Here is a 23,856-nt window from a genome sequence, read left to right as displayed (position 1 = left end):
TAACGCTTCGACGCGGCTCGACGAGAAGGGAGACGAACATGGCACAAGCCACCCCGAATGCAGGCAAGACAACCGCCAGCGACTCGACCGACTTTTCGGCGTTCGAAGGCACGCGCGCCGTTGCCGAGCGTCAGCGTTTCGACACCGGGGCGCTGACCGCCTGGCTCGCCGCGCACGTCGACGGCTTCGAAGGACCGCTCTCGGTCGAGCAGTTCGCCGGCGGCCAGTCGAACCCCACGTTCAAGCTCGTCACGGCAAAGCGCAGCTACGTGATGCGCGCGAAGCCCGCACCGAAGGCGAAGCTACTGCCTTCGGCGCACGCAATCGAGCGCGAGTATCGCGTGATGGCCGCGCTCGGCGCCACCGACGTCCCCGTCGCGAAGATGCTCGCGCTCTGCGAGGACGAAGCCGTGATCGGCCGCGCGTTCTACGTCATGGAGTTCGTCGAGGGCCGCGTCCTGTGGGACCAGGCGCTGCCCGGCATGACGCGCGAGCAGCGCGGCGAGATCTACGTCGAGATGAGCCGCGTGATCGCCGCGCTCCACAACGTGAATCCCAACGCCATCGGACTTGCCGATTATGGCAAGCCCGGCAATTACTTCGCACGCCAGATCGATCGCTGGAGCCGCCAGTACCAGGCTTCGCAAACCGAGCCGATCGACGCAATGAACCGGCTGATCGAATGGCTGCCGCAGCATCTGCCCGACGACACGGGGGCGCGCGTTTCGGTCGTGCATGGCGACTACCGGCTCGACAACCTGATCTTCCACCCCACCGAGCCGCGCGTGCTCGCGGTGCTCGACTGGGAACTCTCGACGCTCGGCGACCCGCTCGCCGACTTTTCGTATCACTGCATGGCCTGGCATGTGGAACCGGGCCAGTTCCGCGGCATCGGCGGGCTAGACTGGCAAGCGCTAGGCATTCCCGACGAGCAGCATTACGTACAGCGCTATTGCGAGCGTACGGGCCTCGAGATTCGCGGCGACTGGAACTTCTATCTCGCCTACAACATGTTCCGTATCGCGGCCATCCTCCAGGGGATCATGAAGCGCGTAGTCGAAGGCACGGCCGCGAGCGCCCAGGCCGCCGACGCAGGGCGACGCGCAAGACCCATGGCCGAGCTCGCGTGGCAATACGCGCAAAAGGTGCGCTAGCGCCGCTTCGCCTCCCATCGATTCGATCGGCATTCCATCAGCACTCGATCCTTACGCGGTGCTCCTTATTTGCGAGGTCACGGATGAATTTCGACTATTCCCCGAAAGTGCAGGCGCTGCGCGAGAAACTGCTCGCGTTCTTCGACGAACACATCTACCCGAACGAGACCGTCTATCACGAGGAAGTCGAGCGCAATCGCGCGAACGGCGATGCCTGGATACCCACACAGATCGTCGAGCAACTCAAGCTGAAGGCGCGCGAGGCCGGCCTCTGGAATCTGTTCCTGCCCGATTCGACACGCGGCGCGGGGCTCACCAACCTCGAATATGCGCCGCTGTGCGAGATCATGGGCCGCGTGATCTGGGCACCCGAGGTATTCAATTGCAACGCGCCCGACACCGGCAACATGGAGACCATCGAGCGCTACGGCACCGAGGAACACAAGCGCCAGTGGCTGACGCCGCTGCTGGAAGGCCAGATTCGCTCGGCCTTCCTGATGACGGAGCCCGAGGTCGCTTCGTCGGATGCGACCAACATCCAGACGCGCATCGAGCGTGACGGCGACCACTACTTGATCAACGGCACGAAATGGTGGTCCTCGGGCGCCGGCGATCCGCGCTGCGCGGTGTATATCGTGATGGGCAAGACCAATCCCGATGCGCCGCGCCACGCGCAGCAATCGATGATACTCGTGCCGTCCGACACGGCCGGCATCACGGTCAGACGTCCGCTCACCGTGTTCGGCTACGACGACGCGCCGCACGGACACATGGAAATCACGCTCGAGAATGTGCGCGTGCCGGCATCGAACATCCTGCTGGGCGAAGGCCGCGGCTTCGAAATCGCACAAGGGCGACTCGGGCCGGGCCGCATCCACCATTGCATGCGCCTGATCGGCGTTGCCGAGCGCGCAATCGAATTCATGGCGCAGCGCGCGCTCTCGCGCACTGCGTTCGGCAAGACTATCGCGCAGCAGACGGTCACTCAGGAGCGTATCGCCGAGGCCCGCTGCATGATCGAGCAGGCGCGCCTGCTCACGCTCAAGACCGCGTACATGATGGACACGGTGGGCAACAAGGGCGCGCGCGGAGAAATCGCGATGATCAAGGTAGTCGCGCCGAACATGGCCTGCCAGGTGCTCGACTGGGCCATCCAGGTGCATGGCGGTGGCGGTGTGAGCGGCGACTTCCCGCTCGCTTATGCCTACGCACACGCGCGCACGCTGCGTTTCGCCGATGGCCCCGACGAGGTGCACCGCAACGCCATTGCCAGGCTCGAGCTCGCGCGCTACACCGATCCGGCGGCGGCTTCGCGTGTGGAGATGCCGATCACGCGTTCATAGACGATCGAGGCCCGAAGCCCGCTTCTGGTCCGCAAGCAAGATCAAGCCCACAAGCGCAGCAGGGGCGCTCATGCGCCCTCTGCGCGGCCCGCCGATCTATGCTAATTTGCGCCAGTCCACGCGCCGCGCAAGTCTGGCGACGCCTTCGTCCAGGTGCCAAGGAGCCACGATGATCGATGTCTACAGCTGGGCCACGCCCAACGGCCACAAAGTCCATATCATGCTCGAGGAGACCGGCCTCGAGTATCGCGTGCATCCCATCGATATCGGAGCCGGCGACCAGTTCAAGCCAGAATTCCTCGAAATCAGCCCGAACAACAAAATCCCTGCCATCACGGATTCCGAGGGCCCCGTGCGCGCCGACGGCAAGCCGTTTTCGCTGTTCGAGTCGGGCGCGATCCTGATCTATCTGGCCGCGAAAACCGGCAAGTTCATGCCTGAAGACCTCGCGGCCCGCTACGACGTGCTGCAATGGGTGATGTTCCAGATGGGCGGCCTCGGGCCCATGCTCGGCCAGGCACACCACTTCCGCATCTATGCGCCCGAGAAAATCGAGTACGCTGTGAACCGCTACACGAACGAGGCCCGGCGCCTCTACAACGTGATGGAAACGCAGCTGGAAAAATCCAAATATCTGGCCGGCGATGATTACACCATCGCCGATATCGCCGCGTTCCCGTGGACGCGCTCGTGGCAAAACCAGGGCATCGATCTCGACGCGCTGCCCAACGTGAAGCGCTGGCATGAGACCATCGCGGCGCGCCCTGCGGTCCAGCGCGGCGTCGAAGTGCTGGCGAACGCCCGCAAGGCGCTCACGGACGACAAGGCGCGAGAGATCCTGTTTGGCGCGACGCAGTACGCGAAGCACGGCTCGAAAGCAGCCTGACGATCGGCACAAGCCAAAACGAACAAGGGGCGCGCGGCTTGTGGCCGGGCGCCCCTTGTTCATTCCGAGCGTGCGCAAATGGACACGCGCGCTCAGTGATTCAGAAGTAATGCCGTGTGATGAATTCGGCCACGCACGCGGGCCGCTCGCTGCCCTCGCATTCGATGGCGATGTCCCAGACGACTTGGGCACCGCCGCCCTCGACATCGCTCACCTCTTTCACGCCAATACGCGCCCGCACCCGCGCGCCCACGGGCACCGGCGACGTGAAGCGCACCCGGTTGAGCCCATAGTTCACGCCCATGCGCTGACGCATCGGGACCGTCTCCGCGAGCAGCGCCGGCACGAGCGAGAGCGTGAGAAAGCCATGGGCGATCGGCCCGCCGAATGGCGATTCGCGGCGCGCACGCTCCGCGTCGACATGAATCCACTGATGATCGTCGGTCGCGTCGGCGAAGCCCAGCACGCTCGCCTCGCTCACCGTGCGCCAGTCGCTCAGAAGCGGTTGCGCACCCACGAGCGCGCGCAAGGCCGCGACGTCGGCGATTTCCACCGCAGTCACCGCGCTCAAGATGCATCTCCCGGATGGGCCAGCCCGAACAGCCCCTTCGAGCTCACCGTCACGACGATCTCGCCGTGCTGATTGCGGCCTTCCCAGCGTGTCTCGACGATCCCGCGATCCGGCTTGCTTTGAGAAACGCGCTTGCTCACGATGTTGTTGGTCAACGTAATCGTGTCGCCGACGCGCACCGGTTTGATCCAGCGGATCTCGTCGATTCCAGGCGAGCCCATCGACGTCGAGCCCTCGAGGAAGTTGCGCACGAGCAGGCCCATCATGACCGAGCACGTGTGCCAGCCACTCGCGACTAGGCCGCCGAAGTGCGACGCCTCGCCGGCCGCCTCGCTCAAATGAAACGGCTGCGGGTCGAATTGCTGCGCGAACTGCACGATCTCCTCGCGCCCGAACGTATGCGAGCCGACTTCATACGCCTTGCCCACTTCGAGATCTTCGTAACTCACTCCCATCGATGCCTCTCCGTTTCATGTTGCATTTCGACGCGCTTCATAACGCCTTACCCGCACGCGCGCATTGAACCTCAAGCGGCCGCCTGCGCAAACCCAGGCAGCGAAGCAAAACGTTCGAGATGGTGATCGACGTCACCGAGCGTGGTCTCGATGATCGTGAGGCGCTTGAACAAATGCGCTGCCGCGACTTCGTTGGTCACACCCATGCCACCATGCAACTGCACGGCCTGCTGGCCGACGTAGCGCGCCGCCTGCCCGACGCGAACCTTGGCTGCCGAAATCGCGCGGCGCCGCTCGTCAGCCGAAGCGCTACTGTAACGCGCAGCCGCCAGATACGTGAGCGAGCGCGCCTGCTCGCCATGGATCAGCATCTCGGCCATGCGGTGCTGGAGCGCCTGGAAACGCGCGATCGGCACGCCGAACTGCTGGCGCGTCTTCGTGTACTCGACGGTCGCATGATTGAGGGCGTCGATGGCGCCAACGGCTTCCGCGCACAGCAGGAAGGTTGCGTAATCGGCAATTCTCTCCCACGTGGCCGCGCCCGCGCCAGCAAGGCGGCTCGCACTCGCGCCGTCGAATTTGAGCGTCGCAGCGCGCTGGCCGTCGATCGTGCGATAGTCGCTCACCTCGACGCCCTTCTCATCGCGCCGCACCACGAACAGCGCGACTTCGCCCGCGAGGCGGGCCGGCACGATCCAGTAGTTGGCCTGCGCGCCGTGCTGCACGACCGACTTGCTGCCCGTGAGCGTAAAGCCGTCGCCGGTTTCCTTTGCGAGCGTGCCGAGAGCAAACAGGTCATAGCGCGCATCGGGTTCATGAAATGCCGCAGCGAGCTTGATCTCGCCGGCCGCCGCGCGCTCCAGCAGTTGCGCGTTTTGCGCATTTTCCGCGCTCGTAAGCTTGAGCGCCTCGATGCCCACGGCAGTCGCCCAGTACGGCTCGATCACGAGCGCACGGCCCAGTTCCTGCATGACCACGAGCATGTCGAACGGCGAACCGTCGAAACCGCCCTGCTCCGCCGGCACCGGCAGCGCCGTGAGGCCAAGTTCGACGAACGCGTTCCAGTGCGCAGCCGAAACGCCCTCAGGCGTCTTCACGATCGCCTGGCGCGCTTCGAAGCCGTAATTCTTGTCGAGATAGCGACGCAGCGCGTCGGCAAGTTGCTGTTGCTCTTCGGTGAAATTGAAGTCCATTGCGCCGCTCCTCAAATCCCCAGAATCATCTGCGCGATGATGTTCTTCTGGATTTCGTTCGACCCGCCGTAAATCGACGTCTTGCGATAGTTGAAGTAGTAAGCCGCGAGCGGTGCTGCATCATCGTCGCCGCCGGCCGCGTGTGCACGCTCGCCCTCGAGGAACGCCGGATCGAACGGCGCGGCCAGCGGACCGACCGCATCGACCATCAACTCGGTGAGCGCCTGCTGGATTTCGGTGCCCTTGATCTTGAGCATCGACGCCTCGGGCCCAGGGCCCCGACCATGGCCGCTGCTCGCGATCACACGCTCGGCGGTCACTTCGAGCCCCATCAACTCGATTTCGACGGCGGCCACGCGCGCCGCGAAAACCGGATCGTGCAGCAACGGCTTGCCGTGCTTCTTCTGCTCCAGCGCGACACGTTTGAGGAACGCGAGTTCGCGCTTTGACGCGCCCACGCGCGCGATGCCCGTTCGCTCATGGCCAAGCAGATATTTCGCATAGGTCCAGCCGCAGTTCTCTTCGCCAACGAGATTCTCGACCGGGACTTTCACGTCTTCGAAGAATACTTCGTTCACCTCATGGTCTTCATCGAGCATGATGATCGGGCGCACGGTGATGCCGGGCGTCTTCATGTCGATGAGCAGAAACGAGATGCCCTCCTGCTTCTTCGCGGCGGGATCTGTACGCACGAGGCAGAAGATCATGTCGGCGTGCTGGCCGAGCGTGGTCCAGGTCTTCTGACCATTCACGACGTAGTGGTCGCCCTCGCGAACAGCACGCGTGCGCAAAGAGGCCAGATCCGAGCCCGAGCCGGGTTCGGAATAGCCCTGGCACCACCAGTCTTCGCCGGAGAGAATGCGCGGCAGATAGCGTCGCTTTTGCGCGTCGTTACCGTACTTCATGAGCACGGGCGCGACCATCGAGACACCGAATGGCAGGACCATCGGCGCGCCAATTCGGCCGCATTCCTCGTCCCAGATGTGGCGCTGCGTTTCGTTCCAGCCCGGGCCGCCATATTCGGCTGGCCACGCTGGCACCGACCAGCCGCGCTGACCGAGCAGCTTGTGCCAGTTGGCGATGTCGTCGCGGCTGAGGCGCTTGTGATTGAGTACTTTTTCGCGCACGGCTTGAGGCAGATTGGCCTCGAGCCAGGCGCGGACTTCGGCGCGAAATGCGTCGTCGGTGGGGGTGTAGTCGAGATCCATGCGGGTTGTCTCCTGGCCGCGGACGGTGGGGAATACACCCCAAGCCACGGCGAAGACCCGCATCACCTTATTGCAGCGGGCCCTTCAACGCGGCCGGAACCGGCAGCGGCATCACATCGATGCCTTCTTCGACGAGAGCTTGCGCATCTTCCGCTGATGCCACCCCGCGGATGTTGCGCGCCGGCGCTTCGTTGTAGTGAATGCGCCGCGCCTCCTCGACGAAACGGTCGCCTACGTTCTCCGTCTTCTCCAGGACCTCGCGCATCACGCGCATCGCATGCGCCTGCCATTGCGCCGCCTGTGCCGCTTGAGCGGACTGTGGCGCCTGGCCTGCAGCGGACGATGCCGCGTTCGCGCCCGACAGATTCAGTCGGGGTGCGGACGGCACGCGGCTTACATTGGTGGCGCCGCACATCGGACATTCAACCAGCTTGCGCGAAAGCTGCGACTCGAAGTCGTCAGCGGAAGCGAACCAGCCTTCAAACCGATGGCCGTCTGGGCACTGTAAATCGAGGACCTTCATGAGAATCGAGGCTTGCGTTGAGTGTAGCTCAAAACGTACATTTTTGAACGATCGTTCGTAAATTTTTGCCCAGGGTATTCACTATCCCCTCGGTACCGAACGGCCGGTTTGCCGGTGATTGTAGCGCCGCCCAGCACGGTGCGCTCAGCGCAAAAAAGCCTGGCTGATATGAATACGGCGGCCTTCGAAAAGCGAAGGCCGCCGTATTCAATGGATTGGCGTGCAGCCGCCGCCAGCGGCGCGCGAAGCTCAGCCCCGCTCAGGCTGCCCGAGCGGCCAGGCGCCCGACAGCGCCTTTTCGAGCCAGAACGTGCCGATGATTGTCTTCACATCGGTGATCTTGCCGGTCCGCACCCATTCGAGCAGTTCGGGCAGCGTTGCCGTGAATGTCTCGAGAAACTCGCCGTCGTCGAGCTTGGCCTCGCCCGCGGTCAAACCGCGCGCAAGATAGATGTCGATGAATTCAGTCGAGTACGAAATCACGGGATGAATCTGCGCGAGATAGACATACTCGCGCGCCGCGTAGCCCGTCTCTTCCTTGAGCTCGCGGATCGCGCAGGCAAGCGCGCCTTCCTGCGGATCGAGCTTGCCGGCCGGGAATTCGGTCATCACCCGCGAAAGCGGATACCGATATTGGCGCTCCATCAGCACGCGGCCATCGTCGAAAAGCGGGATCACCATGACGGCGCCCGGATGCTGGACATACTCGCGCGTCGCATGCTTGCCGTCGGGCAAAGCAACCGTGTCGCACTTGAGCGTAAGGAATTTGCCCGCGTGGAGCGTCGTGCTTTCCACACACGTCTCGGCGAGCGCCGGGTCGTGCTTATGATGTTCAGCAGCCATGTTCAACCTCTGGGAAGCGCTTGTACGGATAAATCGCGGGAAACCGCAATGTGATCGCAATGTGATCGAATGGCGTGCTCCTCGTGCGGGACGAGGAGCACGCATTACGCCGGGCGGCGTTTGACGAGATATTGCCAGGTGAAGCCGGGGAACGCGCACACGACAAACAGACTGAACGTGATGGCGTAGAACTGCCAGCCCTGGTCAAAGCGGTTGCCGGCGCGCGCCTCCAGCATGAAGCCGAACGCGCCAACCACAAAATACAGCACGATCATTTCGGCAATGCGAATCCACACGCTTTTCTTCTGCGCGCGCAACGGCACCATACCGAACAATCGCTGATTGAGAAACGGCAGGTTGGCGCCCGCGAGCGCCAACAACACAATAAACCACCCTGCTGCCGACATTACAGAGGCAGCGTATGCGAGACGGCCCGCAGGCAGAGCGACATCAGCGGTCCGGGGACAATGCCGAGCACCAGCACCGCCACGCCATTGAGCGTGAGCAGCGCGCGATTGCAGACATGGCTCTCGATCGGCGCGGTGTCCTGCGGCGTGTCGAAGTACATCAGCTTGACGATGCGCAGGTAGTAGAACGCGCCGAACAGCGACGTAATGACCGCGAGCACGGCAAGCCAGGTCAGGCCCGCATTCATGGTCGCTTCGAGCACGGCAAGCTTCGCGTAGAAGCCGACCGTCGGCGGGATGCCGGCAAGCGAGAACATCATGAGCATCATGACGAACGCAAACACCGGGCTGCGCTGGTTCAGACCCTTGAGGTCGTCGAGCGTTTCAGCCTCGAAATCGCGGCGGGCCAGCAGCATGATGACGCCGAACGCGCCAAGCGTCGTGATCAGATAGACGATGCTGTAGAACATCGCCGAGCTGTACGCACTGGCCGCCCCGGTCGCCTTGTTGTCGACGATGCCGGCCAGCAGGCCAAGCAGCACGAAGCCCATGTTCGAGATCGCCGAGTAAGCCAGCATGCGCTTGACATTGCGCTGGACGATACCCGTGATGTTGCCGACGATCATCGAGAGCGCCGCCAGAATGATCAGCATTTCCTGCCAGTCCACGGCCAGCGGCAGCAGACCCATGACGAGGAAGCGCACGGCCCACGCGAACGCCGCGACCTTCGGGCCGCCACCGGTGAGCAGCGTCATGGCCGTAGGCGCGCCTTGATAGACATCGGGCACCCACATGTGGAACGGCACCGCGCCCATCTTGAACGCCACGCCCGCGACGATGAACACCACGCCAAACAGCAGCACGATGTCGTTGATGTGGCCCGAGGCAACCGCCTTGAACACGTCGCCGAGGTCGAGCGAGCCGGTCGCACCATACAGCATCGAGATGCCGTAGAGCAGGAAGCCTGACGCGAGCGCGCCCAGCACGTAGTACTTCATGGCCGCTTCGTTCGACTGCGTCGCGTTACGGCGCAGCGCGATAACCGCGTAGAGCGACAGCGACATCAGCTCGAGGCCGAGGTACAGCGTGAGGAAGTTGTTGCCCGAGATCATCACGATCTGGCCAAGCAAGGAGAACATGCCGAGCAGGAAGAACTCGCCCCGGAACATGTCGCGGTCTTCGAGGTACTTGCGTGAGTACACGATCGTGACCGCGTAGCCGAGCGTGACCACCGACTTCATGGCGCTGGCGAACGCGTCCACCACGTACATCCGCGTGAAATAGTAGTACACGTGCGGATCGAACGCGTTCACCGCGAACCAGATGCCGGCGATCACGGTCGTCAGCAGCGCGATGAAATAGGTCGTGCGCCGGCCCGAAGGACCGGTGAACGTGTCGTTGAGCCACGCAACGACGACACCGGCCATGACCAGCGCGTCGGGTAGCAGAGCGTTCATAGGGGCGTTTGGCATGATCTTTTGTTCCTCCGCTCGTATTACTGTGACAGCGGCAGCTTCGACACTGCGACGTGGGAGAGGAGGTTTTCCACGGAAACGTGCATCACATCGGTAAAGGGCTTCGGGTAGACGCCCATGAAAAGCGTGAGCAGCGCGAGCACCCCGAGAATCAGGTATTCACGGCTGCTGATGTCCTTCAGCTCGCGAACATGGTCGTTCGCGACGGCGCCGAAGTACACCCGCTTGTACAGCCACAACGTATAGGCCGCGCCCAGGATCAGCGTGAACGCCGCCCCGAAAGCGATCCAGAAGTTGAACTTCACTGCCGCCAGAATCACCATGAATTCGCCGACGAATCCCGAGGTGCCCGGCAGGCCGCAGTTGGCCATCGCGAACAGCATGGCCAGAGCCGCGAATTTCGGCATCGTGTTGACGACGCCGCCGTAATCGGCGATGTCGCGCGTGTGCATGCGGTCATACAGCACGCCAATGCAAAGGAACATCGCGCCCGAGACGAAGCCGTGCGAGATCATCTGGACGATTGCGCCTTCCATCGCCAGTTGGCTCGACGGGCCGAACATAAAGAAGCCGAGCGTGACGAAGCCCATGTGCGCGATCGACGAGTACGCAACCAGCTTCTTCATATCCGACTGCACGATCGCCACGAGACCAATGTAGATCACGGCGATCAGCGACAGCGTGATGATTACCGGCGCCAGATAGTGACTCGCATCAGGCGTGACCGGCAGCGAGAAACGCAGGAAACCGTACGCGCCGAGCTTCAGCATGATGGCGGCCAGCACCACCGAGCCGCCCGTGGGGGCCTCGACGTGCGCATCCGGCAACCACGTGTGGACCGGCCACATCGGCACCTTGACCGCGAACGCGAAGAAGAACGCGATGAACAGCAGGATCTGCGGCGTCATTGCAAGCTTCGCGCCCTGCCACGTAGCAAGATCGAACGTCCCCGTCTCGCGGTAGAGGTACAGCAACGCGATCAGCATCAGCAGCGAGCCGGCCAGCGTATAGAGAAAGAACTTGAACGCCGCATACACGCGGTTCGGACCGCCCCACACGCCGATGATGATGTACATCGGAATGAGCGTAGCCTCGAAGAACACGTAGAACAGCAGACCGTCGGCGGCGCAGAAGACGCCAACCATCAACCCCGACAAGATGAGGAACGCGGCGTAATACTGGGCGACGTTCTTCTGGATCACTTGCCAGCCCGCGATCACAACGATCACTGTGATAAGCGCAGTCAGCACCACGAGCCACAATGAAATGCCGTCGATGCCGAGGTGATACGAAATATTGAACCGCTCGATCCAGACCGACTTCTCCTCGAACTGGAGTGCAGCCGTGGTCGTGTCGAAGCCCGAAACGAGCGGAAGGGTGACGAGGAAACTAAGCACCGAACCGATGAGCGCGAGCCAGCGGTCCGCGCTCGAGCTCCGAAGGGAACCCACTATAAGAACGATGATGCCGAAAACGATCGGCATCCAGATCGCAATACTGAGAATCGGAGTTGCGTGCATGCGTTTTTTTCCTCGCCTTCTTATTTGCCGCTGAGCGTTACAAACAGAGTAAGGAGGCCAAGCATGCCAATGATCATGGCAAATGCGTAGTGGTAGATATAGCCGGATTGCAGGAAACGAATGACCGATGCAAACCAGCCGATAAACTTGGCGCTCCCATTCACGACGCCGTCGATCACGACGACATCGCCTTCCTTCCACAGCCCTCGACCGATAGCGACCGCTCCGCGAGCGAAGACGACTTCGTTGATCTTGTCCAGGTAATACGCATTCGTCAGCAGCTTGTACACCGGCGAGAACATGCGCGACACGACGGCCGGCAGATCCGGGCGCTTCATGTAGAAGAACCAGGCCACGATCACACCCGCGAGTGCAAGCCACACTGGCAGACCCGAGAACGCGTGCGCGCCCATCGCGACCCAGCCATGGAATTCTTCACCCATCTCAGCAAGCGCCGGGTGATTTTCGCCAATGAAGATGACTTTCTGGAACGCCACGCCGTGCGCGAAGAAGTCGCCGAACAGCAGCGGCTGAATCGCATAGGCGCCGGCGATCACCGACGGGATCGCGAGCAGGACCAGCGGCACCCAGATCACCCACGGCGACTCGTGCGGCACGTGAACGTGGTGATCGTCGTGGCCATGGCCGTTGCCGTGACCATGCACTGCAGCTTCGGCGCCCATCGGCGAATCGGGATGCTTCGGATTACGGAAGCGCTCTTCACCGTGGAACACGAGGAAGTACATGCGGAACGAGTACAGCGCCGTCACGAACACGCTCGCGACCACCGCGAAATAGGCGATGCCCGAGCCCGCAAGGTGCGAAGCCTTCACCGCCTCGATGATCGAGTCCTTCGAATAGAAGCCCGAGAAGAACGGCGTGCCGATCAGCGCGAGCGAGCCGATGAGCGAAGTGATCCACGTAATGGGCATGTACTTGCGCAGGCCGCCCATGTTGCGCATGTCCTGGTCGTGGTGCATGCCGATGATGACCGAGCCCGCGCCGAGGAACAGCAGCGCCTTGAAGAACGCGTGCGTCATCAGGTGGAACATCGCGACGGGATACGCCGACACGCCGAGCGCCACGGTCATGTAGCCGAGCTGCGAGAGCGTGGAGTAAGCGACCACGCGCTTGATGTCGTGCTGCACGATGCCGAGGAAGCCCATGAAGAGCGCGGTAATCGAACCGATCACGACGATGAACGAAAGCGCGGCGTCCGACAGTTCGAACAGCGGCGACATGCGCGCGACCATGAAGATGCCGGCCGTCACCATGGTGGCGGCGTGGATCAGCGCCGAGATTGGCGTCGGGCCTTCCATCGAGTCAGGCAGCCAGACGTGCAGCGGGAACTGCGCCGACTTGCCCATCGCACCGACGAACAGGCAGATGCACGAGACCGTGAGCAGGTTCCACGAGGTGCCCGGGAACGTCAGCGCGGCAATTTCGTGGCCCTTCGCGAACACGTCGTTGTAATTGAGCGAGCCGCCGTACGCGAGCAGCAGGCCGATGCCCAACAGGAAGCCGAAGTCGCCCACGCGGTTCACGAGGAACGCCTTCATGTTCGCGTAGATGGCGCTTTCACGCTTGAAGTAGAAGCCGATCAGCAGGTACGAGACGAGGCCCACTGCTTCCCAGCCGAAGAACAGCTGCAGGAAGTTGTTGCTCATCACGAGCATCAGCATCGAGAACGTGAACAGCGCGATGTACGAGAAGAAGCGCTGGTAGCCCTCTTCTTCCGCCATGTAGCCGATCGTGTAGATATGCACCATCAGCGACACGAAGGTCACGACGATCATCATCAGCGCCGTCAGCGAGTCGACCAGGAAGCCCACTTCGAACTTCAGGCCGCCCACCGACATCCATTCGTAGATGGTCGCGTTGAAGCTCGCGCCGTTCACCACGTCGAAGAACGTGATGCACGAGAGCACGAAAGCAATCGCGACGCCAAGAATGGTGACCGTATGCGCGCCCGCGCGCCCCACCGTTTTGCCAAACAACCCGGCAATGAGAGAACCGGCGAGCGGCGCCAGCGGGATCGCCAGCAATAGGGTTTCGTTGAGTGTCGTTGCCATAAACAGAGCCTGCCTTAACCTTTGAGCTGATCGAGGTCCTCGACATTGATCGTGTCGAGGCTGCGGAACAGAGTCACAAGAATAGCCAGACCAATTGCGGCTTCCGCTGCCGCAACAGTTAGCACGAAGAACACGAAAATCTGTCCGTGAACGTCACCTAGGTAATGAGAAAACGCGACGAAATTGGTGTTCACCGCTAACAACATCAGCTCGATCGCCATCAGGATGATGATGACGTTGCGCCGATTCAGAAAAATGCCGACGATCGAGATCGCAAAGAGGATCGCGCCGAGGACGAGGTAATGGGCCAGGGTCAACATAATGCTCTCCTCTACGCTTGGCTCTTGGTGCCGGTCGCGGCCGGGGTCGCTTCGGCGTCGCTCGCCTCGGCCACTTCCGGAACATCCTTGACCGCAGGCATCTTCACGAGGCGCACGCGGTCCTGGCGACGCACGCTAACCTGCTTCGAAACGTTCTGGCGCTTGGCGTTCTTGGGCTCGCGCACGGTCAGCGAAATAGCCGCGACGATCGCCACGAGCAGCACGAGGCCGGCAATTTCGAATGCGAAGATGTAATCGGTATAGATGATCTTGCCGATCAGGTGCGTATTCGACACCGATGCGGCGGCCGCGGCCGAGGTATCCGGCACCGGCGCGGTGGTCGCACCATAGCCGTGCCACAGAATCAGCGCGGTCTCGATCACGATGATCGCTCCCACGATGGTCGCCACCGGCACGAAGCGCTTGAAGTCGCGGCTCAGCACGTCGATGTTGATGTCCAGCATCATCACCACGAACAGGAACAGCACCATCACCGCGCCCACGTAGACGAGCACCAGCAGGATCGCGAGGAATTCGGCCTCGAGCAGCATCCACACCGCGGCCGCGTTGAAGAACGCGAGCACGAGGAAGAGCGCGGACGAGACAGGATTGCGCGAGGTGATCACCTTCAGCCCTGATAGCGTGAGCAGCAGCGCGAAGATGTAGAACAGGACGGTCGTGAATTCCATGATTACTGGTTCATCGTTGAGGCCATCGTAAGGCGGATTGCGCAGCGCAAACTGGCGGCCAGACCAGAAGGCATCGCGCCGCGGTTCCCGGGCTGCGGCTTTGCGGCGCCCGGCTTTTGCCCAGACACACACGTTCCCCGCAGCGGACCCGAACTGCGGGCCGATACAGCGTCAAACTGAAGATCAACGGTACGGTGCATCTGCTGCCTTGTTCGCCGCGATCTGCGCTTCGTAGCGGTCGCCGACGGCCAGCAGCATATCCTTCGTGAAATACAGATCGCCGCGCTTCTCGCCGTGATACTCGAGAATGTGCGTCTCGACAATCGAGTCGACCGGGCAGCTCTCTTCGCAGAAGCCGCAGAAGATGCACTTGGTCAGGTCGATGTCGTAGCGCGTGGTGCGGCGCGTGTTGTCCGCGCGCACTTCCGATTCGATTGTGATCGCGAGCGCGGGACACACGGCCTCGCACAGCTTGCACGCGATGCAGCGCTCTTCGCCGTTTTCATAGCGCCGCAATGCATGCAGGCCACGAAAGCGCGGGGAGATCGGAGTCTTCTCTTCCGGAAACTGCACGGTAAACTTGCGCTTGAAGGCATAGCGACCCGTCAGCGCGAGCCCCTTGAGCAGCTCGGTCAGGAAGAACGTCTTGAAGAAGTTTTGGATAGCGGTCATGTTTCCTTCGCCCCTTATTTCCAGATGCTCAGCGGCGACATATACCAGAAGCCGATCACGATCAGCCACACGACGCACACCGGAATAAACACCTTCCAGCCAAGACGCATGATCTGGTCATAGCGATAGCGCGGGAACGTCGCGCGCGCCCAGATGAACACCGACAGGAAGAAGAAAGTCTTCAGCACCAGCCAAAAGACGCCCGGAATGAAATCGAGGAACGCGAACGGTGCGCTCCAGCCGCCGAGGAACAGCACGGACGTAAGCGCCGAGATCACGATCATGTTGATGTACTCAGCGAGGAAGAAGAGCGCAAAGCCCATCCCCGAGTACTCGATCATGTGGCCGGCGACGATTTCCGACTCCCCTTCCACCACGTCGAACGGATGGCGGTTCGTTTCGGCGAGGCCCGAGATGAAGTAGACGACGAACATCGGCAGCAGCGGCAGCCAGTTCCACGAGAGGAACGTGACGCCGTGGCTCGCGAACATGCCTTGCATTTGGCCGCGAACGATGTCCGAGAGGTTCAGGCTGCCCGACACCATCAGCACCACGACCAGCGCGAAGCCCATCGCGATTTCATACGAGACCATCTGCGCCGCGGCGCGCATCGCGCCAAGGAACGCATACTTCGAGTTCGAGGCCCAGCCCGCGAGAATCACGCCGTAGACGCCGAACGACGAAATCGCCATCACGTAGAGCAAACCCGCGTTGATGTCGCCGAGCACCGCGCCCGCCTGGAACGGAATCACCGCCCAGACCGCGAAGGCCGGCACCACCACCATGATCGGGGCGACCATATAGATCCAGCGGCTCGCCTGCGCAGGCTGAATGACTTCCTTGAGCAGCAGCTTCAGCACGTCGGCGATCGGCTGCAACATGCCGCCGGGACCCACGCGGTTCGGGCCGAGACGCACGTGCATCCAGCCGATCAGCTTGCGCTCCCACAGGATCAGGTACGCCACGCACAGCAGGATCACCACCGCGACGACGAGAATGCGCACCAGCGCCCAGACGGTGGGCCATGCCACGCCGAGCAGCTGGCTGCCGCCTGCATTGATCGTATCGAACAAGCTCATTTACGCCTTCTCCACCAGCAGTTCACCGAACAGGCTGCCGAGCTGCGCGGCGGCCGGCGTTGCTGCCGACACGCGCACCGCCGTCGGCGCAAGATTCGCATCGCGCGTCGCGGGCGCGGTCACCGAGAGCTCGCCCTGGCGCACGCGCACGGCGTCACCCTCTTTCAGGCCGAGCTGGTCGAAGAGCGCGGCCGGCAAGCCGATGGTGTTCGCCACGCGTGCCGCCATTGTGAGCTGCAGCGCCTCGCCGCGACGCACGAGTTGATCGGCGCGGTAGATAGGCACGTCGGAGAGGCGCTCGAAGCGGCCAACGGCTGCCTTCGCAAGGCTGCCTCGAGTCACCTGGGCCGTGGCTTTGTTCGACAGGCGCGCAGTGATGTCGCCGTCGCCGAGCGCCTTGCGGCGCACGTCTTCCGATGTTTCGTACTCGAAGCCCTGCGCGCCGAGCAGCGTGCCGAGCACGCGCAGGACCTTCCAGGCCGGCCGCGTGTCGCCGAGCGGACGCACGACGCCGTTGAACGACTGGACCGTGCCCTCCGCGTTGACGAACGTGCCCGAGGTCTCCGTGAACGGCGAGATGGGCAGCAGCACGTCGGCGTAGTCGAGGCCGGTCTTGAACGGCGAGAACACAGCGACCATCTCGGCCTGCGCAAGCGCGGCGCGCGCGGCAGCCGGGTTGGCCGTATCGAACTCGGGTTCGACGTTGAACAGCAAGTAACCCTTGCGCGGCTGCTCGAACACTTCGCGAGCGTTCAGGCCGTTGCTTCCCGGCAAGGCGCCCACGAGGTGCGCGCCGACCGTATTCGCAGCTTCGGTGAGGAAACCGAGCGTCGCACCCGTCGTTTCGGCGATGAACTGCGCAGCCGCATGCAGCCGCGCGAATTCCGGATGCTGGACGGCAGCGTTGCCGAGCAGCACGAAGCGGCGCTCACCGCTCGCGAGCGAGGCGGCCACCTGCTTTGCGGCGTCGTTCGCCTGCGCGCCGGCGAAGCCTTCAGGCAGCGCAACACCCTTCGCCTCCGCAGCCGCCGCGGCAATCGCACCCAGTTCGTCAAGCCATGCCGAAGGCGCGGCGACGATACGCTGCGCGTTCGGGATCAGCGAGCCGTCGGCCGATGCCTGCAGGAATGCCACGCTTGCGCCGCCCTTCGCTGCCTGGCGCAGACGCGCTGCGAACAGCGCGTGGTCGCGGCGCAGGAACGAGCCGATCACGAACGCCGAGTCGGCATACGACAGATCCGCAATCTTGGTGCCGAGCCACGGCGCGCCCGCGAGCGGCGCCGAGAAGTCGCTCTGGCGCAGCCGGAAGTCGACGTTCGGCGTACCGATCGCGTCCGCGAACTGCTTCGCGAGATAGAGTTCTTCGGCCGTGCTGTGCGGGCTCGCGAGCAGAGCGAGCTGGTTCTCGCCGTGCTCGTCGCTGATGCCCTTGATACCCTTCACCACGTATTCGAGCGCAGTCTGCCAGTCGGTCTCGACCCACTGGCCACCCTGCTTGATCATCGGATGCGTGAGGCGATCCTCGGCGTTCAGCCCTTCATACGAGAAGCGGTCCTTGTCCGAGATCCAGCACTCGTTGATGGCTTCGTTCTCGAACGGCAGCACGCGCATCACGCGGTTGTTCTTCACCTGCACGACGAGGTTCGCGCCCGTCGAATCGTGCGGGCTCACCGACTTGCGGCGCGACAGTTCCCACGTACGCGCGGAGAAGCGGAACGGCTTGCTCGTGAGCGCGCCGACCGGGCACAGGTCGATCATGTTGCCCGAGAGTTCCGAGTCCACCGTCTTGCCGACGAAAGTGCTGATTTCCGAGTGCATGCTGCGGCCGAGCATGCCGAGTTCCATCACACCGGCAATTTCGTCGCCGAAGCGCACGCAGCGCGTGCAGTGAATGCAGCGCGTCATCTCTTCCATCGAGATGAGCGGGCCAACGTTCTTGTGGAACACGACGCGCTTTTCCTCGCTATAGCGCGAGGCCGACTTGCCATAGCCAACCGCCAGATCCTGCAACTGGCATTCGCCGCCCTGATCGCAGATCGGACAGTCGAGCGGGTGGTTGATCAACAGGAATTCCATCACGGCTTGCTGACCCTGCACGGCCTTGTCGGACGTCGTGCGCACGACCATGCCTTGCGACACCGGCGTCGCGCACGCGGGCACGGCCTTCGGCATCTTCTCGACATCAACGAGACACATCCGGCAGTTGGCCGCGATGGACAGCTTCTTGTGATAGCAGAAGTGCGGAATGTACGTGTCGACCCGTTGCGCAGCCTGGATCACCATGCTGCCTTCGGGCACCTGCACCTTCTTGCCGTCTATTTCAAGTTCAACCATGATGGTTAATCGTCCCTAACCTGTTACCGCTCAATTACCCAGCGGTCTACCCCGTTGCGTTCCGCCACGCGGTTCGCGCCCAACACGCCTTTGCCTTTAAGCCGCCTTATGCAGCCACAGTTTGCGAGGCCGCGTGCGAGCCGGCATGTCCGCCGACCAGGCAACGCTTGTTGTGCACGTGATATTCGAATTCGTCCCAATAGTGCTTGAGCATGCCGCGCACCGGCATGGCCGCTGCATCGCCGAGTGCGCAGATCGTCCGGCCCATGATGTTGCCCGCCACCGAGTTCAGCAGGTCCAGGTCTTCCTGGCGGCCCTGGCCATGCTCGATGCGATTCACGACGCGATAGAGCCAGCCGGTACCCTCTCGGCACGGCGTGCATTGGCCGCACGACTCTTCATAGTAGAAGTACGACAGACGCAGCAGCGAGCGCACCATGCAGCGCGTTTCGTCCATGACGATGACCGCGCCCGAGCCGAGCATCGAGCCCTGCTTGGCAATGGAGTCATAGTCCAGGTCCGTCTGCATCATCAAGTCGCCCGGAATGACCGGCGCCGACGAGCCACCCGGAATCACGGCCTTGAGCTTCTTGCCGCCGCGCACGCCGCCGGCGAGTTCCATGAGCTTCGCGAACGGCGTGCCAAGCGGAACCTCGTAGTTGCCCGGACGCTCCACGTCGCCCGAGATGGAGAAAATCTTGGTGCCGCCGTTGTTCGGCTTGCCAATCTCCATGTACGTCTGCGGACCAACGGTCAGCAGGAACGGCACCGCGGCGAACGTCTCGGTATTGTTGATCGTGGTGGGCTTGCCGTACACGCCGAAGCTCGCCGGGAAAGGCGGCTTGAAGCGCGGCTGGCCCTTCTTGCCTTCGAGCGACTCGAGCAGCGCGGTTTCTTCGCCGCAGATGTACGCGCCATAACCGTGGTGCGCGTGCAGCTGGAACGAGAAGTCCGTGCCGAGAATGTTGTCGCCGAGGTAGCCAGCCTGGCGCGCCTCTTCAAGCGCGGCCTCGAAGCGGCGATAGACCTCGAAGATTTCGCCGTGGATGTAGTTGTAGCCTACAGTGATACCCATCGCGTACGCGCCGATGGCCATACCTTCGATCACGGAATGCGGATTCCAGCGCAGGATGTCGCGATCCTTGAACGTGCCCGGCTCGCCTTCGTCCGAATTGCAGACGAGATACTTCTGCCCCGGGAACTGACGCGGCATGAAGCTCCACTTCAGGCCCGTCGGGAAGCCCGCACCACCACGACCGCGCAGGCCGCTGGCCTTGACGTCGGCGATGACCTGCTCGGGCGGAATCTTTTCTTCGAGGATGCGGCGCAACTGCTTGTAGCCGCCACGCGCGACATAGTCTTCGAGATGCCAGTTCTCGCCGTTCAGGCCCGCGAGAATCAGAGGTTGAATGTGACGATCGTGCAACGAAGTCATTTCGAAAGCTCCTCGAGCAGCTGGTCGATCTTCTCGCGGCTCATGAAGCTGCACATGCGGTGGTTGTTCACCAGCAGCACCGGTGCGTCGCCGCACGCGCCCATGCACTCACCTTCCTTCAAGGTGAACTTGCCGTCGGGCGTGGTTTCGCCGAAGTCGATTCCGAGCTTCTGCTTCAGATATGCAGCGGTGCTTTCCGCACCGCCATCCGGGCCGAGCTGGCACGGCAGGTTCGTGCAGAGCGTGATCTTGTGCTTGCCGACAGGCTTCGTCTCGAACATTGTGTAGAAGGTGGCGACTTCCTGGACCGCGACAGGCGGCATGCCAAGATAATCGGCCACGAACTGCATGAGTTCGGGCGACAGCCAGCGATGCTCTTCCTGAGCAACGGCCAACGCCGCCATTACGGCAGACTGTTTCTGATCGGCGGGGTACTTCGTCAACGCGCGATCGATTTCTTTCAGGCCTTCAGCTGAGATCATTTTCAGACACGACTCTTTCATTTCCTACCGTTGCAATTCCCGCCACACAAACTCCCGTCGCGCGTGAAGCGTACCTGCTCGCTGCGACAGACGTGGCGTTCCCGGTATTTCGCCATGCGCCCTCTTGCCAGGACGCACCGGCAGTTCGCTGCTTAGCGGTCAATTTCACCGAACACGATGTCCTGCGTGCCGATGATCGTGACCGCGTCGGCAATCATGTGACCGCGCGCCATCTCATCCAGCGCGGACAGATGGGCATAGCCCGGTGCGCGGATCTTCAGACGATACGGCTTGTTGGCGCCATCCGACACCAGGTAGATGCCGAATTCGCCCTTTGGATGCTCCACGGCTGCGTAGGCCTCGCCTTCGGGCACGTGGAAACCTTCGGTGAAGAGCTTGAAGTGGTGAATCAGCTCTTCCATGTTCGACTTCATGTTGACGCGCGACGGCGGCGCAACCTTGTGATTGTCGACCATCACTGGGCCAGGATTCTTGCGCAGCCACTCAATGCACTGTTTCGCGATGCGAGTCGATTGACGCATTTCCTCGACGCGAACGAGGTAGCGGTCGTAGCAGTCGCCGTTCACACCCACGGGGATGTCGAAGTCGAGCTGGTCATAAACCTCGTAAGGCTGCTTCTTGCGCAGATCCCACTCGATGCCCGAGCCGCGCAGCATCGCGCCGGTCAGGCCCAGTTGCATCGCGCGCTCCGGCGTCACCACGCCGATGCCCACGAGACGCTGCTTCCAGATGCGGTTGTCGGTGAGGAGCGTTTCATACTCGTCGACGCAAGCGGGGAAGCGCGTGAAGAAGTCGTCGATGAAGTCCAGCACCGAGCCCTGGCGCGCCTCGTTCATGCGCGCGAGCGCCTTCTCGTTGTGGATCTTCGAAGCCTTGTACTGCGGCATCGCGTCGGGCAGATCGCGGTACACACCGCCCGGACGATAGTAAGCCGCGTGCATGCGCGCGCCCGAGACCGCCTCGTAGACATCCATCAGGTCTTCGCGCTCGCGGAACGCGTAGAGGAATACCGCCATCGCGCCCACGTCGAGCCCGTGCGAGCCGATCCACATCAGGTGGTTGAGCACGCGCGTGATTTCGTCGAACAGCACGCGAATGTACTTCGCGCGAATCGGCACCTCGATGCCGAGCAGTTTCTCGATGGCAAGCACATAGCCGTGCTCGTTGACCATCATCGACACGTAGTCGAGACGGTCCATGTACGGGACCGACTGAATGAAGGTCTTGTTTTCTGCGAGCTTTTCCGTCGCACGGTGCAGCAGGCCGATGTGCGGATCGGCGCGCTGGATCACTTCGCCGTCGAGCTCGAGCACGAGGCGCAGCACGCCGTGCGCTGCCGGGTGCTGCGGGCCGAAGTTGAGCGTGTAGTTCTTGATCTCTGACATGCGACCCTCTTAGTGTTTCCTCAGACCACCGTAGCGATCCTCGCGGATCACGCGCGGCGTGATTTCGCGCGGCTCGATCGTGACCGGCTGGTAAACCACGCGCTTCTGCTCCGGGTCGTAACGCATTTCGACGTAGCCCGATATCGGGAAGTCTTTACGGAACGGGTGGCCGATGAAACCGTAGTCGGTCAGGATGCGGCGCAAGTCGGGGTGACCTTCGAAGACGATGCCGAACAGGTCGAACGCCTCGCGCTCGTACCAGTTGGCCGAACTCCAGATGTCGACAAGCGAGGACACGATGGGCACGTCGTCATCCGGCGCGAACACGCGCAGGCGCAGACGCCAGTTATTCGTGATGGAGAGCAGATGCGACACGGCCGCGAAGCGCTGGCCTTCCCAAGCGCCATCGCCGTATGTCTGATAGTCGACGCCACACAGGTCAATCAACTGCTCGAAGCGAAGCGACGGATTGTCGCGGAGCTCCTTCGCCACGCTGAGGTAATCTGCAGAGCTTATGACCAAGGTCAATTCGCCGAGCGCTTCGGTGAGACTGACGACGCGCGCACCGAGGGCCGCTTCGAGGTTCGCTTTCAGGGTCTCGAGTTTGCTTGCCATATTATGGGGGAGGCGCTTGGCCTTTATTGACGGGCGATGGTGCTGGTACGACGGATCTTCGCCTGCAACTGGATGATCCCGTACACGAGGGCTTCCGCTGTCGGGGGACAACCCGGCACGTAGACGTCGACCGGCACGATGCGATCACACCCGCGCACGACCGAATACGAATAGTGGTAGTAGCCGCCGCCGTTGGCGCACGAGCCCATCGAAATCACCCAGCGCGGCTCGGCCATCTGATCGTAGACCTTGCGCAACGCGGGCGCCATTTTGTTGCACAGCGTGCCGGCAACGATCATCACGTCTGACTGACGCGGGCTCGGGCGAAACACCACGCCGAAGCGGTCGAGGTCGTAACGGGCCGCGCCCGCGTGCATCATCTCGACCGCGCAACACGCAAGACCGAACGTCATCGGCCACAGCGAGCCGGTGCGCGTCCAGTTGATCAGCTTGTCAGCCGTCGTGGTGACAAACCCTTCCTTCAAGACCCCTTCGATACTCATGTGCTTTCCACTCCAGACGGACGACCTGCGGCGTGTCCGCAGCGCCACCCATGCTATCCGGCGATTAACCTCTTATTCCCAGTCGAGACCGCCCTTCTTCCAGATGTAGGCAAAGCCCAGCAGGAATTCGAGCAGAAACAGCATCATCGACAGGAAGCCCGGCCAGCCGATATCGCGCAGGGCAACACCCCACGGAAACAGGAACGCCGTTTCGAGGTCGAAGATGATGAAGAGAATGGCCACGAGGTAATACCGTACATCGAACTTCATGCGCGCGTCTTCGAACGCTTCGAAGCCGCACTCGTACGGTGAAATTTTTTCGCTGTCGGGCCGGTTGGGACCGAGGATCTTGCCGATGCTAACCAACGCCACGCCCAGACCAAGACCTACGAGAAGGAATAACAGGACGGGGTAATAGGTAGCGAGATTCAAGGCTATCCTCTTTCGGTTGGTTCTGAGGTTCCGCAGGAACTTCAAGTCGCGCTGCGGGAATCACTTTACGTACTTCGCGCTACGAACACGACGTATAAAACAAAAATGCCAGCCGAAGCTGAAGCAAGCGGCTGGCATTTTTTAGATAACATTGGTGCCGACGGCGAGACTCGAACTCGCACAGCTTTCGCCACTACCCCCTCAAGATAGCGTGTCTACCAATTTCACCACGTCGGCAC

Annotated in this window: 24 protein-coding genes and 1 tRNA gene; 3 read left to right on the top strand and 22 right to left on the bottom strand. The window is 62.2% G+C overall.

Features of this window, described 5'->3' with window-relative positions; genetic code table 11:
* Positions 1–38 precede the first annotated feature (38 nt).
* From P5W98_RS05160 to P5W98_RS05150, 3 genes are all read left to right on the top strand, one after another.
* Positions 39–1,154: a phosphotransferase gene (locus P5W98_RS05160; RefSeq protein ID WP_434718425.1), complete on the top strand. Its 1,116-nt coding sequence runs from the start codon at positions 39–41 to the stop codon at positions 1,152–1,154.
* An 83-nt stretch (positions 1,155–1,237) separates the two neighbouring features.
* The gene (locus tag P5W98_RS05155; RefSeq protein ID WP_434718424.1) at positions 1,238–2,497 is read left to right on the top strand and encodes an acyl-CoA dehydrogenase family protein; all 1,260 of its coding nucleotides are present in this window, start codon (positions 1,238–1,240) and stop codon (positions 2,495–2,497) included.
* 169 nt (positions 2,498–2,666) lie between these two features.
* The gene (locus tag P5W98_RS05150; protein WP_434718423.1) at positions 2,667–3,383 is read left to right on the top strand and encodes a glutathione binding-like protein; all 717 of its coding nucleotides are present in this window, start codon (positions 2,667–2,669) and stop codon (positions 3,381–3,383) included.
* Between the two features lie 100 nt (positions 3,384–3,483).
* On the opposite strand, the gene P5W98_RS05145 is transcribed toward P5W98_RS05150, so the two are convergent.
* The 22 genes from P5W98_RS05145 to P5W98_RS05040 all read right to left on the bottom strand — a co-directional run bounded on the left by P5W98_RS05145 (position 3,484) and on the right by P5W98_RS05040 (position 23,854).
* Positions 3,484–3,957 (bottom strand): MaoC family dehydratase, encoded by a 474-nt coding sequence (locus tag P5W98_RS05145; RefSeq protein WP_421025190.1) that lies wholly within the window; start codon positions 3,955–3,957, stop codon positions 3,484–3,486.
* A complete protein-coding gene (locus P5W98_RS05140) occupies positions 3,951–4,409 on the bottom strand; it encodes a MaoC family dehydratase (protein WP_434718422.1) in 459 nt (152 codons plus the stop codon). The genes P5W98_RS05145 and P5W98_RS05140 overlap by 7 nt, the downstream gene beginning before the upstream one ends.
* A 71-nt stretch (positions 4,410–4,480) precedes the next feature.
* Complete coding sequence (locus tag P5W98_RS05135; RefSeq protein ID WP_421079229.1) at positions 4,481–5,602, bottom strand: acyl-CoA dehydrogenase family protein; 1,122 nt, start codon at positions 5,600–5,602, stop codon at positions 4,481–4,483.
* An 11-nt stretch (positions 5,603–5,613) separates the two neighbouring features.
* The gene (locus P5W98_RS05130) at positions 5,614–6,810 is read right to left on the bottom strand and encodes an acyl-CoA dehydrogenase family protein (protein WP_434718421.1); all 1,197 of its coding nucleotides are present in this window, start codon (positions 6,808–6,810) and stop codon (positions 5,614–5,616) included.
* 67 nt (positions 6,811–6,877) lie between these two features.
* Positions 6,878–7,333: a DUF1178 family protein gene (locus P5W98_RS05125; RefSeq protein WP_421079227.1), complete on the bottom strand. Its 456-nt coding sequence runs from the start codon at positions 7,331–7,333 to the stop codon at positions 6,878–6,880.
* A 249-nt stretch (positions 7,334–7,582) separates the two neighbouring features.
* Complete coding sequence (locus P5W98_RS05120) at positions 7,583–8,176, bottom strand: NUDIX domain-containing protein (RefSeq protein WP_421044080.1); 594 nt, start codon at positions 8,174–8,176, stop codon at positions 7,583–7,585.
* A 104-nt stretch (positions 8,177–8,280) separates the two neighbouring features.
* Positions 8,281–8,583, bottom strand: coding sequence for a DUF2818 family protein (locus P5W98_RS05115; RefSeq protein ID WP_434718420.1), 303 nt, complete (start codon positions 8,581–8,583; stop codon positions 8,281–8,283).
* Positions 8,583–10,055 carry an NADH-quinone oxidoreductase subunit NuoN gene (gene nuoN, locus P5W98_RS05110; protein WP_434718419.1) on the bottom strand — a complete coding sequence of 491 codons (1,473 nt, stop codon included), beginning with the start codon at positions 10,053–10,055 and terminating at the stop codon, positions 8,583–8,585. Before nuoN ends, P5W98_RS05115 begins: the two co-directional genes overlap by 1 nt.
* Before the next feature lie 23 nt (positions 10,056–10,078).
* A complete protein-coding gene (locus P5W98_RS05105) occupies positions 10,079–11,578 on the bottom strand; it encodes an NADH-quinone oxidoreductase subunit M (protein ID WP_421044083.1) in 1,500 nt (499 codons plus the stop codon).
* 20 nt (positions 11,579–11,598) lie between these two features.
* Positions 11,599–13,650 carry an NADH-quinone oxidoreductase subunit L gene (gene nuoL / locus P5W98_RS05100; RefSeq protein WP_434718418.1) on the bottom strand — a complete coding sequence of 684 codons (2,052 nt, stop codon included), beginning with the start codon at positions 13,648–13,650 and terminating at the stop codon, positions 11,599–11,601.
* Positions 13,651–13,664: 14 nt separating this feature from the next.
* Entirely contained in the window at positions 13,665–13,970 is a 306-nt protein-coding gene (gene nuoK, locus P5W98_RS05095; RefSeq protein WP_006052894.1) for an NADH-quinone oxidoreductase subunit NuoK, read from the bottom strand.
* An 11-nt stretch (positions 13,971–13,981) separates the two neighbouring features.
* Positions 13,982–14,659, bottom strand: a complete 678-nt coding sequence (locus P5W98_RS05090; protein WP_434718417.1) for an NADH-quinone oxidoreductase subunit J — start codon at positions 14,657–14,659, stop codon at positions 13,982–13,984.
* Between the two features lie 183 nt (positions 14,660–14,842).
* Complete coding sequence (gene nuoI, locus P5W98_RS05085) at positions 14,843–15,331, bottom strand: NADH-quinone oxidoreductase subunit NuoI (protein WP_035534411.1); 489 nt, start codon at positions 15,329–15,331, stop codon at positions 14,843–14,845.
* Between the two features lie 14 nt (positions 15,332–15,345).
* Complete coding sequence (nuoH, locus tag P5W98_RS05080) at positions 15,346–16,410, bottom strand: NADH-quinone oxidoreductase subunit NuoH (RefSeq protein ID WP_035534409.1); 1,065 nt, start codon at positions 16,408–16,410, stop codon at positions 15,346–15,348.
* A complete protein-coding gene (gene nuoG, locus P5W98_RS05075; protein WP_434718416.1) occupies positions 16,411–18,744 on the bottom strand; it encodes an NADH-quinone oxidoreductase subunit NuoG in 2,334 nt (777 codons plus the stop codon). It abuts the gene before it with no gap.
* 106 nt (positions 18,745–18,850) lie between these two features.
* Positions 18,851–20,179 (bottom strand): NADH-quinone oxidoreductase subunit NuoF, encoded by a 1,329-nt coding sequence (gene nuoF, locus P5W98_RS05070; RefSeq protein WP_421023559.1) that lies wholly within the window; start codon positions 20,177–20,179, stop codon positions 18,851–18,853.
* Positions 20,176–20,661, bottom strand: a complete 486-nt coding sequence (nuoE, locus tag P5W98_RS05065; protein WP_421023558.1) for an NADH-quinone oxidoreductase subunit NuoE — start codon at positions 20,659–20,661, stop codon at positions 20,176–20,178. The genes nuoF and nuoE overlap by 4 nt, the downstream gene beginning before the upstream one ends.
* Before the next feature lie 152 nt (positions 20,662–20,813).
* On the bottom strand, positions 20,814–22,067 hold the full coding sequence (locus tag P5W98_RS05060) for an NADH-quinone oxidoreductase subunit D (RefSeq protein ID WP_421023557.1): 1,254 nt from the start codon (positions 22,065–22,067) through the stop codon (positions 20,814–20,816).
* Between the two features lie 9 nt (positions 22,068–22,076).
* Positions 22,077–22,682 carry an NADH-quinone oxidoreductase subunit C gene (locus P5W98_RS05055; protein WP_421023556.1) on the bottom strand — a complete coding sequence of 202 codons (606 nt, stop codon included), beginning with the start codon at positions 22,680–22,682 and terminating at the stop codon, positions 22,077–22,079.
* 23 nt (positions 22,683–22,705) lie between these two features.
* Positions 22,706–23,185 carry a NuoB/complex I 20 kDa subunit family protein gene (locus P5W98_RS05050; protein WP_035534401.1) on the bottom strand — a complete coding sequence of 160 codons (480 nt, stop codon included), beginning with the start codon at positions 23,183–23,185 and terminating at the stop codon, positions 22,706–22,708.
* A gap of 72 nt (positions 23,186–23,257) precedes the next feature.
* Positions 23,258–23,617: an NADH-quinone oxidoreductase subunit A gene (ndhC, locus tag P5W98_RS05045; protein ID WP_421044087.1), complete on the bottom strand. Its 360-nt coding sequence runs from the start codon at positions 23,615–23,617 to the stop codon at positions 23,258–23,260.
* A 152-nt stretch (positions 23,618–23,769) separates the two neighbouring features.
* Positions 23,770–23,854: transfer RNA gene (locus P5W98_RS05040), tRNA-Leu, on the bottom strand.
* Positions 23,855–23,856 lie beyond the last annotated feature (2 nt).

Source organism: Paraburkholderia sp. A1BS-2L (assembly GCF_051125205.1).
Lineage (GTDB): Bacteria > Pseudomonadota > Gammaproteobacteria > Burkholderiales > Burkholderiaceae > Paraburkholderia.
Note: the sequence above shows the minus strand (reverse complement) of the source record. Positions and strands in the feature narration are given on the sequence as shown.

Bases quoted from the DNA above. Each gene is read 5' to 3' on its own strand.
- P5W98_RS05160 (WP_434718425.1), top strand. From the start codon at position 39: ATGGCACAAGCCACCCCGAATGCAGGCAAGACAACCGCCAGCGACTCG.
- P5W98_RS05155 (WP_434718424.1), top strand. From the start codon at position 1,238: ATGAATTTCGACTATTCCCCGAAAGTGCAGGCGCTGCGCGAGAAACTG.
- P5W98_RS05150 (WP_434718423.1), top strand. From the start codon at position 2,667: ATGATCGATGTCTACAGCTGGGCCACGCCCAACGGCCACAAAGTCCAT.
- P5W98_RS05140 (WP_434718422.1), bottom strand. From the start codon at position 4,409: ATGGGAGTGAGTTACGAAGATCTCGAAGTGGGCAAGGCGTATGAAGTC.
- P5W98_RS05135 (WP_421079229.1), bottom strand. From the start codon at position 5,602: ATGGACTTCAATTTCACCGAAGAGCAACAGCAACTTGCCGACGCGCTG.
- P5W98_RS05130 (WP_434718421.1), bottom strand. From the start codon at position 6,810: ATGGATCTCGACTACACCCCCACCGACGACGCATTTCGCGCCGAAGTC.
- P5W98_RS05125 (WP_421079227.1), bottom strand. From the start codon at position 7,333: ATGAAGGTCCTCGATTTACAGTGCCCAGACGGCCATCGGTTTGAAGGC.
- P5W98_RS05120 (WP_421044080.1), bottom strand. From the start codon at position 8,176: ATGGCTGCTGAACATCATAAGCACGACCCGGCGCTCGCCGAGACGTGT.
- P5W98_RS05115 (WP_434718420.1), bottom strand. From the start codon at position 8,583: ATGTCGGCAGCAGGGTGGTTTATTGTGTTGTTGGCGCTCGCGGGCGCC.
- nuoN (WP_434718419.1), bottom strand. From the start codon at position 10,055: ATGCCAAACGCCCCTATGAACGCTCTGCTACCCGACGCGCTGGTCATG.
- P5W98_RS05105 (WP_421044083.1), bottom strand. From the start codon at position 11,578: ATGCACGCAACTCCGATTCTCAGTATTGCGATCTGGATGCCGATCGTT.
- nuoL (WP_434718418.1), bottom strand. From the start codon at position 13,650: ATGGCAACGACACTCAACGAAACCCTATTGCTGGCGATCCCGCTGGCG.
- nuoK (WP_006052894.1), bottom strand. From the start codon at position 13,970: ATGTTGACCCTGGCCCATTACCTCGTCCTCGGCGCGATCCTCTTTGCG.
- P5W98_RS05090 (WP_434718417.1), bottom strand. From the start codon at position 14,659: ATGGAATTCACGACCGTCCTGTTCTACATCTTCGCGCTGCTGCTCACG.
- nuoI (WP_035534411.1), bottom strand. From the start codon at position 15,331: ATGACCGCTATCCAAAACTTCTTCAAGACGTTCTTCCTGACCGAGCTG.
- nuoH (WP_035534409.1), bottom strand. From the start codon at position 16,410: ATGAGCTTGTTCGATACGATCAATGCAGGCGGCAGCCAGCTGCTCGGC.
- nuoG (WP_434718416.1), bottom strand. From the start codon at position 18,744: ATGGTTGAACTTGAAATAGACGGCAAGAAGGTGCAGGTGCCCGAAGGC.
- nuoF (WP_421023559.1), bottom strand. From the start codon at position 20,179: ATGACTTCGTTGCACGATCGTCACATTCAACCTCTGATTCTCGCGGGC.
- nuoE (WP_421023558.1), bottom strand. From the start codon at position 20,661: ATGATCTCAGCTGAAGGCCTGAAAGAAATCGATCGCGCGTTGACGAAG.
- P5W98_RS05060 (WP_421023557.1), bottom strand. From the start codon at position 22,067: ATGTCAGAGATCAAGAACTACACGCTCAACTTCGGCCCGCAGCACCCG.
- P5W98_RS05055 (WP_421023556.1), bottom strand. From the start codon at position 22,682: ATGGCAAGCAAACTCGAGACCCTGAAAGCGAACCTCGAAGCGGCCCTC.
- P5W98_RS05050 (WP_035534401.1), bottom strand. From the start codon at position 23,185: ATGAGTATCGAAGGGGTCTTGAAGGAAGGGTTTGTCACCACGACGGCT.